Annotated in this window: 13 protein-coding genes and 1 pseudogene; 3 read left to right on the forward strand and 11 right to left on the reverse strand. The window is 38.0% G+C overall.

Annotation, left to right across the window (positions count from 1 at the left end):
* Positions 1-639: 639 nt before the first annotated feature.
* Positions 640-2,121, forward strand: coding sequence for a glycine betaine/L-proline transporter ProP (gene proP / locus AC2G3J_RS14415; protein ID WP_483770178.1), 1,482 nt, complete (start codon positions 640-642; stop codon positions 2,119-2,121).
* A 198-nt stretch (positions 2,122-2,319) separates the two neighbouring features.
* Here proP and AC2G3J_RS14420 read toward each other — a convergent pair whose 3' ends face one another.
* From AC2G3J_RS14420 to AC2G3J_RS14445, 6 genes are all read right to left on the reverse strand, one after another.
* Positions 2,320-3,024 carry a hypothetical protein gene (locus AC2G3J_RS14420; RefSeq protein ID WP_483770179.1) on the reverse strand — a complete coding sequence of 235 codons (705 nt, stop codon included), beginning with the start codon at positions 3,022-3,024 and terminating at the stop codon, positions 2,320-2,322.
* A 429-nt stretch (positions 3,025-3,453) separates the two neighbouring features.
* Positions 3,454-4,710: a carbohydrate porin gene (locus AC2G3J_RS14425; protein WP_483770180.1), complete on the reverse strand. Its 1,257-nt coding sequence runs from the start codon at positions 4,708-4,710 to the stop codon at positions 3,454-3,456.
* A 162-nt stretch (positions 4,711-4,872) separates the two neighbouring features.
* Positions 4,873-5,877, reverse strand: coding sequence for a transketolase family protein (locus tag AC2G3J_RS14430; RefSeq protein WP_336952662.1), 1,005 nt, complete (start codon positions 5,875-5,877; stop codon positions 4,873-4,875).
* Between the two features lie 13 nt (positions 5,878-5,890).
* Positions 5,891-6,736, reverse strand: a complete 846-nt coding sequence (locus tag AC2G3J_RS14435; protein ID WP_336952663.1) for a transketolase — start codon at positions 6,734-6,736, stop codon at positions 5,891-5,893.
* A gap of 15 nt (positions 6,737-6,751) precedes the next feature.
* On the reverse strand, positions 6,752-8,050 hold the full coding sequence (locus tag AC2G3J_RS14440) for an MFS transporter (protein WP_336952664.1): 1,299 nt from the start codon (positions 8,048-8,050) through the stop codon (positions 6,752-6,754).
* 77 nt (positions 8,051-8,127) lie between these two features.
* Positions 8,128-8,877 carry an SDR family NAD(P)-dependent oxidoreductase gene (locus AC2G3J_RS14445; protein WP_419819526.1) on the reverse strand — a complete coding sequence of 250 codons (750 nt, stop codon included), beginning with the start codon at positions 8,875-8,877 and terminating at the stop codon, positions 8,128-8,130.
* Between the two features lie 150 nt (positions 8,878-9,027).
* Here AC2G3J_RS14445 and AC2G3J_RS14450 point away from each other — a divergent pair, with 150 nt between their 5' ends.
* Entirely contained in the window at positions 9,028-9,939 is a 912-nt protein-coding gene (locus AC2G3J_RS14450; protein WP_483770181.1) for a LysR substrate-binding domain-containing protein, read from the forward strand.
* Positions 9,940-11,362: 1,423 nt separating this feature from the next.
* A pseudogene (locus AC2G3J_RS14455) lies at positions 11,363-11,842 on the forward strand (MFS transporter); the annotation flags it as partial.
* Here AC2G3J_RS14455 and AC2G3J_RS14460 read toward each other — a convergent pair.
* The 5 genes from AC2G3J_RS14460 to AC2G3J_RS14480 are packed head-to-tail and all read right to left on the reverse strand — an operon-like array spanning position 11,781 to position 15,222.
* Positions 11,781-12,251, reverse strand: a complete 471-nt coding sequence (locus AC2G3J_RS14460) for an MFS transporter (protein ID WP_483770182.1) — start codon at positions 12,249-12,251, stop codon at positions 11,781-11,783. The pseudogene AC2G3J_RS14455 and the gene AC2G3J_RS14460 overlap by 62 nt on opposite strands.
* A gap of 14 nt (positions 12,252-12,265) precedes the next feature.
* Positions 12,266-12,637, reverse strand: coding sequence for a flavodoxin family protein (locus tag AC2G3J_RS14465; RefSeq protein ID WP_483771083.1), 372 nt, complete (start codon positions 12,635-12,637; stop codon positions 12,266-12,268).
* 48 nt (positions 12,638-12,685) lie between these two features.
* Entirely contained in the window at positions 12,686-12,961 is a 276-nt protein-coding gene (locus AC2G3J_RS14470; RefSeq protein ID WP_483770183.1) for an NADPH-dependent FMN reductase family protein, read from the reverse strand.
* A gap of 12 nt (positions 12,962-12,973) precedes the next feature.
* The gene (locus AC2G3J_RS14475; protein ID WP_483770184.1) at positions 12,974-14,077 is read right to left on the reverse strand and encodes an alpha/beta hydrolase; all 1,104 of its coding nucleotides are present in this window, start codon (positions 14,075-14,077) and stop codon (positions 12,974-12,976) included.
* 11 nt (positions 14,078-14,088) lie between these two features.
* A complete protein-coding gene (locus AC2G3J_RS14480; protein WP_483770185.1) occupies positions 14,089-15,222 on the reverse strand; it encodes a cupin domain-containing carboxymuconolactone decarboxylase family protein in 1,134 nt (377 codons plus the stop codon).
* Between the last annotated feature and the right edge of the window lie 27 nt (positions 15,223-15,249).

The raw sequence follows: 15,249 nt of genomic DNA on the forward strand, positions 1-15,249 counted from the left end.
AATTGTACTTCTCAATGAACAGATATTTTGTCTAACTAATCATTAAAATTGTAAATTACATTAGTTTTTAATAACTTATTTTTACAAAAAATATAACATTTAAGCTAAAAAACTCAGGACCTTATAAAATGGACTCATTGTTATCTATAAAAAAATATTTATACAGTTTTAGCGTCCCATTTAAGCTGGATATGGTTATAACTAATATTGCACTCATTAGCATTTGGATTGTTGATAAAATTACACTTAACGGCTGTTCTTTGCTTTAGTCATCATCTTAATAGCCTATTTCTAGTCTTAACATCTTTTATCATTTAATTTAGCTTTAATCACTGCAAAAAAAATTTAGCGAAAGGAAACACAACTATTATTTTCAATCCTTTTGATTCATTTATATACGTTAAACTCATTACACAATTACATCAGATCTCATACATTTTATTCATGATTACCCAACACATAAAAACCACAAAAAAACTAAAATTATAATCAATTGATATTTATTAAAATTCTATGACATTGAAATTTTAAATGTAACTTAGCGTTATCTTTTAATTATTTCTGCTCATGATGAATTTTATTTTTGACTTTGGTTTAGAGATTTTTTAAACACAGTCATTCATTAGGATTAAGCCATTTATGTCTAAAAGAAAAATTAAACCACTTGAAATCGATGATGTCGAAATTATTGATTATGATAAGACTAAAAAAGCCATTAAAGCCGCAGCCTTAGGCAATGCAATCGAATGGTTTGATTTTGGTGTTTATGGTTATGTCGCTTATGTATTAGGTAAAGTCTTTTTTCCAAATTCATCGCCGAGTATACAAATGATTGCAGCACTCGCAACCTTTTCTATACCTTTTATATTTCGACCTTTAGGTGGATTGTTTTTTGGGCATTTAGGTGATAAATACGGTCGTCAAAAGATCCTAGCGATCACCATTATTATCATGTCCGTCAGTACTTTTGGTATTGGCTTAATCCCAGCCTATGAAAGTATAGGAATTTGGGCCCCTATTCTGCTACTCATTGTAAAAATTGCTCAGGGTTTTTCAGTCGGAGGAGAATATGCTGGAGCTGCAATATTTGTAGCGGAATATTCACCAGATCGAAAACGTGGTTTCATGGGAAGCTGGCTGGATTTTGGTTCTATTTTAGGTTTTGTTGTTGGGGCGGGTGTCGTTTCAATGATTAGTTTTTCCATGGGGGAAGCGGCCTTTGTCGATTGGGGCTGGCGAATTCCTTTTTATTTAGCGTTACCACTAGGACTAATTGGCTTATATTTACGTCATTCTTTAGATGAAACTCCGACTTTTCAGGCGCATGCTGAAGAACAGTCACTATCTAAAAAACCGCAAAAAGTGGGTTTCAAACAAATTTTCCGTGAACATAAGCGCAGTCTATTGGTATGTGTTGGTCTAGTTCTGTGTACCAATGTCACCTATTACATGCTACTTACCTATTTACCAAGTTATTTCTCACATAACTTAGGCTACTCAGAGAATCACGGCGTTTTGATTATTATTGCAGTAATGGTCGGAATGCTCTTTGTCCAGCCATTCGTGGGAATGCTAAGTGATAAAATTGGTCGTCGACCATTTGTCTTTGCAGGGAGTTTTGCACTGATTGTTTTGTCATATCCAGCCTTTATATTGCTTGCCACAAATAATGTTTATTTAATTTTCTTGGGTCTGTTGATGTTGGCACTTTCACTCAATATGCTGATTGGAATAATGGCTTCAACCCTACCCGCATTGTTTCCAACTGAAATTCGCTATAGCGCACTTGCAATTGCCTTTAATATTTCAGTGGTGATTGCAGGTTTAACACCTACCATCACAGCAACGTTGGTTGAAACAACTCAAAATATTATGGTGCCAGCCTATTATCTGGTGATTTGTGGCTGCTTTGGTGTTATTACTGCGATTTATCTTAAAGAAACAGCAAATTTACCACTTAAAGGCGCCAAGCCAATGGCGGTTGATCCTGAAGAAGCTGAGGAACTTCTAGAGCAATATCATGGAAATATTGAGCAGAAAATCGAAAAAATTGATCAAAAAATCGAAGAACTACAAGAAAAACGTGATCACCTTGCCAAACAGCATCCTGATATTGATTGATGATTTTTAAATGGGCTTATTCAGCATGATCGTGTTGGATAAGCCTCCATATTTGTGACAAGCAAGAACATAAATATGTTGGAGTGCATGGTATAGACGCCACGAGAATATTAAAGTGCCCTAAGAAATTGATTGAGCATTTTATGAGATAAGTGTTGTTCTATTACAGGATAAGACAATATGGCAGAATTAACAAAATCATCTTTTTTTCTTACGTTTTTTAGTTTTGCTGTTTCTTTTGGAAAAAAGAATTTTCCCAGTTCCCAACCCACGGAAATAGTAATTGCTGAGATAAATGAATAAAAGAAAGAAATAAAAAATAGGCGAGATGCTCAACAAGCTAATAATGAACTCCCAGAACAATACGCCTATTCTATAGTTGTAACTCCATTCTATGAGTGCACCTTTACGACTACCACTTTGAAATGAAATTTCATCATGAACAAAGTGCCATATACTGCCAAGAAAACATAAAATAAAAATGCTCGAAACTAATGTTTTTTTGATTATTGGTATTTCTAACCAAGGATATTTATATGAAGAAGAAAATTCGAATTGTAAGAATAAACTGTAAATTTTTTTTTGGAAGTTTTCTTGAATGCCATACTTTTTTAAGAATAAACAGCAGACATAGCAACTTAAGAAAAACATAATGATTGTAATGTATATACTAGAAAGAATAGTAAAAAATGGTAGTGGTCCTTTTGAACCTACTGTAATCAACAAATTTTCTGTGATGTACTTATAAATGGAATATTGCCAATCATTTCTTGGATACGCGGGAAATAACAATAAAGGCGGGATAAATAGAAGAATGGAAAGTTGCAAAAGTAATTTATTTTGTCTTTTTTGCTTTGTTTGGTATTTTTGCATTTCTGTTGATAGATAAGGCTTTTTAGACATTTTTAACTTGAAAACTTACAATCATTTTATGTTCACTAATATCTAACTTTACCCTAAAGATTAAAAACTTCTAGCCAAAAAACCTATTTGGTATATGCCAGTGACTTTGTCTTTAATAAAAATATATCAAATCCATGAGCCTTTTTCTTTAGTTAATTCAAATATATTTTTTTGATAATATCAATAATCTTTATTCTCTAGAGAGACTGCCTACCTTTGTATGATGTGTGCTGCTGAAAATGTGCATGAGGTGACCATCACCACCAACAGCGGATTGACCTATACCTATAATTTTTAGCTATTGAAAACGACGATTTTTCATAAATTAAGAGAATAAAAAATATTCCCTTAATTTAGCTCTAAAAAAAGTGATAATTTAAATATTAGAAATTTAAAAAATATCGTTCAACTCTTATAGTAGATATATTTTTAAAAAATAATTTTCGAGCTTAAGCCCAGCACTAGAGCATTATCCACATAACTCGTTGCCCCAGGATTGATTACATATTGAATATTAGGTCTAAGCATCAACCATTTCATTGGGAAATATGAATAGTTCAACTCAATATTATATTCAGCATCCTTGTTAATGGCTTGCTGTGTTTGGCTGTAACGATCACTCACATGAACTCTATTCGCAGCAAAACCTACAATGTCATTGGGATAATGATTTAAAAGTCCAATGTACTTTAAACCCATCTGTTGCATATTTCCAACTTTGTTAGTGGTTTGATCATGAAAACTAAAGTTCACAAAAGCGTATAGCCCCTGATGACTTGAGCCATTTTTAGTTAACTGTTGTTCTACGACTCCCCACATCCCATATGTGTGAGATTTTGGTTCTCCTGTAACGATGTCTTTTTGATTTTTGAGATCATCAGCCGTATTGTAAAATGCACCTATACGATAGATACCAGCTAAGTTATTAATCGCCTGTTTCGGCTGCCAGACAAGCTCAACAGGAATATTGACGCCATCGGCATCTTTTGTATCCAAATTCCATCCTTCACTTTCTTCCAAGTTTGTTTGGTTATATTCAAATACACCAAATTGTATAAAAGCCTCAGGGTTGAAACTATATTTAGACATTACAGCCCATTGGCTTACAGGTGCATTAATCCATTTACTGCCTTGCCATTTCCCCATTTGCGCACCGCAAAAAGAATTATTTTGAAAGTCACAAGACATCACATTGAAATAAGTTCCCATGGCAAAACGCCCAACTCGAATACTGGTAGTTGCGTTACTAAAATTCTTTTCGATCGATAGTTCTGCAAGTCTTGTACCCGAATTTCCTCGACCATAATTTGCCTGTACATTGGCCAATTGTGGTACTTGCGGATCGGAGATCTGTTCTACTGATACACTCTGCCCTTGTCTTGCCATAATTAATGCTCGAACACTCAGCCCGTCTAGATTTATCAATTTTTCTAAATCTAAGGTTGAACCAAGTGAAAACTGGCTAACATATGTTGGATCTTGTCGTGAGACATATCCACCGTCTGCCAAGTAAGCAATATCGAGATTTAAACTACCATCAAATTTGATCCCTTTATCTGCTAAAGCTGTTCGTTCACCTTGCCCTATTAAATTTTTCCGATTCACATCGAATAAGTTTCCAGCAAAACAAGCCGTATTTGTTCCAATAAGTACACCAATAAGACATAAAAAATTAATTTTGTTCATTGCACAATCCCTGCAAATTTTGAAAATAAGTTTCCCTAAATAACTAATTGAATAAGCTATATTTTGAATGGTTAAATGGAGTAAAAGTGGTATGAGAAAATTGCAGCATGGCAAGACTCCTGTCGTACACCATGCTCAATTCACTAACAAAATTGGATTCTCTTAGGTTAAGTGATTTTTAATTTTCTCTTTAACTGCTTCAACAGAAATACCATATCGATCATGCAATGTCGGCAGCGCACCTGCATCTAAAAATGCATCGGGCAAACCAATCATGTCAAAACGTGGATGTTGCCCATTTCTTAATAACAAGGTTCCAACTGCTTCACCTAAACCACCAACTACAGAATGATTTTCAGCAGTAAGTACAGGTCGTCCTCCTTTAGCTACCTCATCTAAAATGGTCTGTTCATCAAGAGGCTTAATGGTTGGAACATGTAGAACTGAAACCTCAATTCCTTCTTTTTTAAGTTCTTCAGCTGCCTCAAGAGCGCGCATCGTCAGCAGTCCTGTAGAAATAATCAACAGGTCTTTGCCAGGTTTAATCACTTGAGCCTTACCTAATTTAAATTGGTAATTATATTTATCCAGTACCAATGGAACTTGACCACGTAACAAGCGCATATAAACAGGACCTTGATGAGCAGCAATCTGTGGAATAGCCTGTTCAATTTCCAAGGCATCACATGGATCAATGATCATTAAATTTGGCATTCCACGGAAAATTGCAATATCTTCTGTTGCTTGGTGACTTGGCCCATATCCTGTAGTTAAACCAGGAAGGGCTGCTACAATTTTTACGTTCAAATTATCTTCGGCAATCGCCATACAGATAAAATCGTAAGCTCGGCGTGAAGCAAATACAGCATAAGTCGTGGCAAAAGGAACGAATCCTTCTCGAGCTAATCCAGCAGCAGCACTCATCAGGAGTTGTTCTGCCATTCCCATTTGAAAGAATTTGTCTGGGTTTTGGTTAGCAAAAATATGCAAATCTGTATATTTGGATAAATCTGCTGATAATCCAACGATATCATCACGCTCTTTCACCAAGGCATTTAAAGCATGTCCAAATGGTGCAGGTTTGGTTGGTTGGCCTTCAGCAGCAATCGAAGCAATCATTGCAGACGTTTTTAATTTTTTCTTTGGAGAGTTCGCTAATTGGCTCATGGATCTAAACTCCTTATTTGCCGTAATGGGTTAATATATTTAAAGCTTCATCCCATTCGCGTTCATCCACGCGAATAAAATGTGTTTTTTCACGGCTTTCTAAAAATGAAACACCTTTACCCATTTTGGTATCGCAAATAATTACTCTTGGGCATGCTCCTTCGTAGCTTTTCGCCTGATCAAAAGCATCAAGTAAAGCTTCCATATTGTTGCCATCTACGCGTTGGGTATACCAGCCAAATGATTGCCAACGATCTATAATCGGTTCAAAAGCTAGAATTTCACATGAATGCCCATCGGCTTGCTGATTATTCACATCAATAATTGCAATTAGATTATCTAATTTCCAATGTGAAGCCGACATTACGGCTTCCCATGTCGAGCCCTCATTGAGCTCACCATCTGATAAGAGGTTATAAATAAATGACTCTGATTTCTTTTGTTTTAATCCAAGGCAAGCACCTACCGCAATACCCAAACCATGACCTAGCGAACCTCCTGTGATCTCCATACCAGGGGTATACGTTGCCATGCCTGACATAGGTAAACGACTGTCATCAGAACCATACGTTTCAAGTTCTTCAAGTGGAATCACGTTTGCTTCAATCAAAGCAGCATATAAAGCAATTGCATAATGACCTATTGAAAGATAAAAGCGATCTCGCCCTTCCCATTCAGGATTCTCAGGCTGATATTTCATTGCATGAAAATAAGAAACTGCAAGTAGATCGGCTGCACCTAAGGCCTGTCCAATATAACCTTGGCCCTGTACTTGTCCCATACGTAACGCATGTTGACGAATGTTATATGCACGTTGCTGTAGTTCAGCAATACGAACTTCTTTATTAATATTTGACATGATTAACTTCTCTTATTAACGATTAACAAGTTTTGCTGGAACGCCCAGTACTAGGCTGGCACCGACAAATAAAACTGCTGTGATTAAGAACATGCCAATCGCATTCGAACCTGTATTAGTCGTAATCCAGCCGATAAGAAACGGAGAACAAAATCCAGCGAGGTTGGCAAAACTATTGATTCCAGCAATACCCGCAGCAGCTGAAACACCTCCTAAAAAGTTGGTTGGTAACATCCAAAACAAAGAAGATGCGGTGAGTACACCTGATGCTGCAATACATAAACAAATCAGCGATAGGGTTAGATTTGAGGCAAACAATGTTGCGAAGGTCAGTGCAACTGCACCAGCACACATAGGAATAATTAAATGCCAGCGACGCTCTCTAAAGTGATCTCCGCTACGGCCTGCTAACAGCATTACAACTATGGCACATATATAAGGTAGGCTGGTCAACAAGCCAATATGCCAGTTGTCGCTAATACCTGAGTTACGAATTAATGTCGGCAACCAGAAAGTAATTGCATATTGTCCCATTACGACACAAAAGTAGATTCCCGCAAGTAACCACAAGCGTTTATCACTAATGAAGTCTTTAATACTGCTATGCCCTTCTTTCTGTTGATTATCTTGAGCGATTTCTTGCTGAACTAAATTCTTTTCAGCACTTGTTAACCAATGTGCATCTTGAACAGAGTCTTTTAAAATGATTAGCACCAATAAACCAACAAGTACCGTGGGTATCGCTTCAATAACGAACATCCATTGCCAGCCATACCATCCCTGCACATTGTTCATTTGATCCATGATTAAGCCAGATAGAGGACCGCCAATCATTCCCGAAATTGGAATCGCAATAAACCAAAGCACGGTCATACGGGCCCGACGATAAGATGGGAACCAATATGTAAGATAAAGTAATAAACCTGGTGCTAACCCTGCCTCAGCAACACCGAGTAAAAAGCGCAAGGTATAGAATTGCCATTCTGTTTCAACAAATGCAAAACAGCCTGATAAAATACCCCATGTAATCATAATTCGGGCAATCCAACGTCGAGCACCAACTTTATGAAGCACAATATTGCTAGGTACTTCACATAAGAAATATCCTATAAAGAAAATACCTGCTCCGAGTCCATAAACAGCTTCACTAAACTGTAAATCACTCATCATTTGAAGTTTGGCAAAACCAACATTTACACGGTCTAGGTAAGCACAAAAATAACAAAGCATTAAAAATGGCATCAGCCGAAATGCAATTTTTCGATATGCAGATTTACGAATAGCATCTGTATCAGATGAAAATACGGTATCCATCATGCGAGTCCCTTTACAATTGGCCACAATATCCTCTCATGGCCATGTCTCTATTTTAGATTTTCTAATACTGTGTTTTAGTGAATCAACATGCCGCCATTTACGTCTAAAGTTACACCTGTTAAATAGGCTGATAGATCACTGGCTAAAAATAACGCTGCATTTGCAACATCTTGTGCTCTGCCTAAGCGACCAAGTGGAATACCTGCAAGAATGTCATGACGACGATCATCATTTATTAAACCACCCGTAATATCTGTTTGAATAAGACCTGGTGTAAGTGAGTTGACACGAATATTATCTGCACCAAACTCGCGAGCCATCGCTTTACCTAATCCTAAAACCCCAGCTTTGGCAGCACTGTAGTGTGGACCACCAAAAATACCACCACCTCGTTGTGCCGAAACGGATGATAAGCACACAATACTTCCTCCACCGTTTTCTTTCATTGAGGGAATTACTGCCTGAGACATAATGAGTGTTCCTCGCAGACTGACATCCAAAATACGGTCATAATCATTACGTTTGATATCTAATGTTTTTACAGGTTGGGTAATGCCTGCATTATTGACCAAAATATCAATTTTTCCATAGTGTTGAAGGGCTTTTTCCACAGTAGCGTGTGCTTGTTCTTCATTTGCAACATTTGCTGCTAGACCTAAATGACCTTCGCCCAATGCTTTAGCTGCATTCTGGCTTTGCACAAGATCTAGATCAACAATAATGACTTTAGCGCCTTGCTGTGCAAAGATTTCTGCTGTTGCACGACCAATACCACGCTCTGATGCAGCACCTGTGATTAACGCTACCTTTCCTTGTAGTAACATGTCTATTCCTCTTATCTTCAACATATTTATTCATCATTAGATTCTCTTTTTTCACGGTGAGCAGCAATAAGGTTAAACTCAACTAGGCATGAATTTTATTCATGCCTATGATATTTTTAGTTTGTATTCGAAAGAAAAATGGAATTTTAAATGAACAATAGTGAAAAAAATTACAATCAGGTACCTGCAATAAAAACCTTACAAGCGTTTGAGCAAACTGCTCGATTAGGAAATGTGGCAAAAGCGGCAGAAGTTTTGAATCTCACACCATCTGCTGTCAGTCATCAAATAGCAAAACTAGAAGAAATGATTGGTCAAAGCTTATTTATAAGAGGCGCACGAGGAGTGACCTTAACGCCTTCAGGTGAACGTTATTATCAAGATGTCACCACTATCTTGCATAATTTGATGTTAGCGACTGAACAAGCATCAGATAAAAGCCCAAAAGATAGTTTATATATCCATTCATCACCTAGCTTTGGACTTCTGTGGTTATTGCCAAAATTAGAATCATTTAAAGAACAATATCCTCTCATTCAAGTGAATTTATCTTGCTCTTATGAAAACCTTCATTTTACGCGTGATAAAATTGATATTGATATTCGTCATGGTATTCCAAATTGGACAGGTGTCGAAATTAGAACTTTTCGAAGTGAAAAATTAGAAGTTCTTGCCTCCCCAAAACTACTTGAACGTAGTCCAGTATCTGAGCCTAAAGATCTACTAAAAAAAGAATTAATTTTGTCAAAGTCTACTCTCGTGACATGGCCTCAATGGTTTGCACACCAAGGGCTGAGTATTCCTGAATTTCCTTATACTTTTAGTTTTGATCGCTCATACATGTCGCTTGAAGCTGCAACTCATGGGCTTGGATTCGTTCTTGAAAGCAATTTACTTACCCAAAATTATCTAGATTCAGGAAAACTTGTCAAAGTCTTTCATGATGACTTATCCGTACCCATATCTGCACACCACTTAGTTTATCCACGTACCCATGAGAACATTCTCAAAGTGAACCATTTTTTAAACTGGATTGGTGACGAAATCATTAAAGATAAATAATGATCACTCAGAGCATAGTGCATCCATTTAAATCAAACTAAGACCTATTCGCTTATAATAAAAGGTCTTTCTACGATACCTTGCCACTCTTAAAAAATGATTTCTAGCATGGTTATTCATGCGAGCTATTATAAACCTGCAAAGCACGTTGAATCTAATCCAGTAAATTCGCTCCTTCGCTTAAAGTTAAATGTACGTTATAGACAGATGTTCAATAATTTTGTGTAGAGTTTTTTTCTACACATTAGTTGTAAAGGTAAGTATAAAAGCAATCCATAGGATGCAACATGATAGTAAGGCAACATGCTGTAAAAGTACGGATATTGCTAAATCCTGTGGTTATAAAAATAAATGTACTCAGCTCATCCAACTCATCTAAGCTGACATATCAACAACCCAAAGCCCTACAGTTGACTAATCCACCAATGGACATGTGGTTCTTCAATGCTTTGACTAATTTGTCTCTGACAAGTTTGACCATTAACAATCCATACAGGTCATTCAATATAGTAGTCAAATAAAATGTATTCTGTCCATGGGCTCAGTTTAAGATCATTATCAAGACATTTTAAAAGCCTCTAAATCTTAATCCTGAGCTGTTAATCAGAGCTTTTCCTGCTCCTGAGCATTCATATAAAAAATTCAATCAAACCAAGCAAATTATTTTAGCAAATCATATCAGCACTTTATTTTAGGGCTTATATAGCTTTATTTTTAAAATTTTATATAGAGTAAGTGAGACAAAATCAAAGCAAAAAAAAGACCCTTAAAAATTTAAGGGTCTTTTAAATATTTGGCGGAAGCGGTGAGATTCGAACTCTGTAAATAACTATTTAATAGATTCTATCTAGGTTTAATTCATTATTTATCAAATAGTTAAAATCCAATAGAATCTTATAGATTTTATAATTTGTGCCAAATTTTGTGACAACGCCTTTTTTAAGCAATATTTTTTATAACAAGAATTTGGTAGAGATGGCGTCATTTGAACTAGAAAAATAACATTATGTTTTGGCTACATTTTATTTACATACAACTTTAATTTAACCAATTTTAACCCTTCGGCTTTTTAAGTATCCTGAGCATGAGGCAAGTCGAGGGTATCTCAATTTTTCTCTGATCTTCACTCATTTATATAGAGCAATGCAACAATATCCAAACTCTCTTCACCTCCCACCTCAAAAATGGCATTGCTATAGCTGCCTTGCCACATTATCCAAAGCCTCCAGATAAAACCCTGCCTGCCTTGCTCTGTTCATCAGTCTATTTGACAAAAGTAAATATTATTCAATTCGGTTCGTTTATTCATGTAAATTATTCATAACTCTATTCAATAAAAGCACATAACTCACAATCTAGCGATTTGCTAGTGTGTCCTGCTTTCTAGCTCCAAATGCTAAATGTTTTTTAAAGCAGGATATGTATGTCTTTTTCTATTGAGAAACAATCTACAACCGATCTAACTCCGAGTACATCTACATGGAGTGCAGTGATCGTGATGTCTCTATGTTGCGCGGTTCTGATCGCCTCTGAATTTATGCCCGTAAGTTTGCTGACGCCAATTGCATCTGACCTCAAGATGACTGAGGGGCTGGTCGGACAAGCGATTGCAATTTCAGGGATTTTTGCTGTTATTACAAGTTTGACGATTAGCAAATTTACTCGAAAATGGGATCGCCGTTCCGTGTTACTGGGACTAACGTTTCTGATGATACTGTCTAGGGTCATTATCACTTTTGCCTACAACTCCATTTTATTTATGTTGGGGCGAGCAATTCTAGGAATCGTTATTGGTGTTTTTTGGTCAATGTCCACAGCCATTGTGATGCGACTGGTACGATTCAATGATGTATCAAAACCATTGGGACTTTTAAACGGCGGCAATGCCTTAGCAACCACAATTGGGCACGTCCAAGCATTGGACCAGTACATGCTCCTAGAGCCTGAAACACACGCCAAAATACAATTTGCTCAATGGATTGGGACAATGCACAACCAATTGAACCAATCACAAAAAGAATTATGCCTATAAACAAAGGAATTTTTCGTCCTATGCGATCGCTTATTGGACCCCAGATCAACTGTGCCAATGCAAAGCCAGCCAAAAATTCTGTGACTGTTAGCTCAACATTTCCATTTAACTCTTGTGCCATTTGAGACATTGCAGGTAAATAAATATCGGTTGAGAGTGAAGTGAATGCCATTAATGCACCCAAAATCCCCATAAAAAACCAGCTTGCAGTGTTCAATGCAGTATTAGGTTTTTGAGAATGTGTGGGAGAAACAGGCATTTTTGAGACTCGATTGATCATGTTTAAAGGATAACTTAGTTTGTTGCATGGTTTTTCAGGAGCTGTTGAATGTCAGGATTATTTACAGACAAGTCTTGCAACCATTGTGCGATTGTATTTTTGGCTTGGTTGGCCCGTTCACCTTCCATAACAAATAGAATTCCGTCCCGTTCAATGCCACCTCGTAGCTCAATACTCTGCATGATTTGGCATCCGCGACAGTACTGGTTGAACTGGGCAAGACTTTGTCCCATGCCATAGCTCGCATTGTTATTGAATGGCACAATCATCTTGCCATTTAGATCAGCTTCGTATCGATTGAGAAAACTTTTAGTCGGTGGTGGCAGCTGCATGTCCCATGTTGGAAAGCCAAAAAAGATGGCATCATATTGCCCAATATTTTCGATTCGGGTTTTTAATGGCGGTAAATAACCATTCTGATTTTCCTGATCAACTTACCTGACAATCGCTTGATAGTTTCCAGGGTATGGTGTCTGCAACTCTAAAGCGACCAAGTCGCCACCGACTTTTTCCTGTACCATCTTGGCAAGTGCTTCCGTATTTTTAGTTCGGGATAGATAAACAATCAGGGCTTTAGGATTGTCTACATTCACGGGTAGATTGGGTGAAGGATTGATATTTTGTGCGGCTTGTGAGTTTTCCGCACTTGGACAACCCATCAAGCCAATTGCACAAATAAAGAATAGAATAAAACGGATACTGATAAGCATCGCCCATCCTCCTTAATCCAGTTTATTTTTATGCAACCATTGCGAAAGTAGTTCTGCGATCTGCTGATTGTTTAAATCAGAAAACGGAAAATGCGTATTACCGTAAACCCCAATATTAGGCAAATGCACCAATTGGGCTTTACCCCCATGCTGATTTATTTTATCTACCCATAACTGAGCCATTTTCAGACGTACACGCCAATTGTCCTGTCCCGCATTTTGCTGTCCTGCATAGTTATTTTTCTCAGTAGGAATATTATCGCCATAATAGACAATAATCGGCATTCTGATCAGCTTCTGGAAATCTGCCATTTTGACTGGGGTTGGTGACAATGTCCCTGTTGCACTTGGCATGGGTTCAGGCAGTTCATTTTCAGGAAAGACAAAACCACTGCCAGGTTCATAAGCAACAATACCTTTGACCTGATTTGATTTTATTGCCGTCCACCAGCCTGGCCCTCCGCCCTGTGAATGGGTAATGAGTACTGCATCGCCTGATTTTTTCAGGACTTCAACCATTGCATCACTAATCACCTGCTCATCATAGGCCCCTGTATTCGGCGTCATTTGACGGAAATACTGGTTTAAAGCAGTTCGGTCTTGTGAAAACTGTACTCCCCTAAAAAGGTTAGGATACTGTCCTAAACGAAACATATTGAACCATGCCTGATCATTGGTGATTGCTGGCACTTCCGCTGACACAGTTGATTGTCCCGCCTGTCCCCGACGTGGTTGGTCGACTACATACACTGGGAAATGCTGGCGTAGGAAAAGGGTTTGGAATCCCTCACGACCATCAGGTGTGGTTCCCCATGTTTTCGCTGATTGTCCTGCACCATGCAGAAATACCAATGGATAAGGACGGGTATGTTCAGGGATTTGATAAAATACCGAAGCATGATCACCATGCAAGGTTTGACCTTGCGGGTTAAATAGTTGTTTATCATCAAACTGTCCTGCACTTTGAATAACTTTACCCCCTGCGGCAAAATTGCCTTGCTGGGCAATACTTAAAGCAGTCGATTGATGCGGAGTTGTAGAACAGGCTGAAATGGTCAGCACAACTCCTATTGAAAGCAAGGTATTTCTAAATCTTGTGTTTAGGCGTTTATTCATTGTCATTATTCCTATTGCAACTGTTGTAAAACGTCTTGTGCATTATTTGCCAGACCACGTCCAACCGCCTGCTGTAAGGTGCTGATGATTTTTTGCATCTGGGTAGCATCTACCCCCAGATTTCGGGTAATTCTTAAATGCGAACGCAGTTGGGCATTAACATCACCCATGGCAGACAATGTGCTCACTACAACAATTTCACGTTCCAGAGGCGTCAAGTTGTCCTGACTAAACAAATAGCCAAATAAATGGGCTTTTAAGGCGAAATCCATCGTGGGTGAGAAGTTTTCAACCAGTGGTTTTGAACTTTTCTCAATTGAGGTCTTGTTAAGATCAGCTAACTGTTCTATACCGAGTTGATAGTAGTCAGTACCACTTGGTAACTTGCTTGGCAGTGCGCCCTGTATATCCTTAATGCCCTGTTTTTGGCGCTCCTCAAGCAGGCTTTTAAAGGTCAATGTGCCATTTAAGGCACGGGGAAAACCCGCATAGGCGTATTGATGAGCAAACACTTGCTTGATTTCATTTACCGTTAAGCCCTTTTCTAATCCCTTGATTAAAGCAGGTTTTAGTTTTTCCAGCTCCCCTGTTGCAGTAAATGCAGCAATTGGGATTAAGCTTAATTGTTTTGTGCTGAGCTGTACTGTTTCAGCCTTTACAGGTGTTCGTAAAGGTTTTGCTTGTGTAGGTAAATCCACTTTTTCCAGCCATGTTACACTCTTGCCATCTGTTGCCACAGGGGTCATGGCAATATGCAACATCGCACTATGCTCACTTGCACCATGCCAGTGTTTGACATTGGGTGGACACCAGATCGTATCGTCCTTACGAATGGTCTGGATGGGTTTGCCCCATTCCTGAGTACGCCCCTCACCCTCTGTCACAATCAGATATTGACCGTGTGGATGGGTATGCCAGTTGGTGATTGTCCCTGCTTCAAAATTGACAATGGCAGGTGCAACATCACCTTGTGAGGGCATCACTGGATAACGGGAAAAATTTGCCTTGCCAGAAAAATTACTTCTAGGCGCCTGACTAATCTCGTGCTGATTCACTGAAGTAATCTGCTGGTCCATTTTATCCTCAGCCCAGACCATACCTGATAGAGAACTCATCACCAATAATGCATTAACCTGATGTTTCATGTTATCCCCGTTACCCCTATTCAAAAA

Source organism: Acinetobacter legionensis, assembly GCF_057165765.1.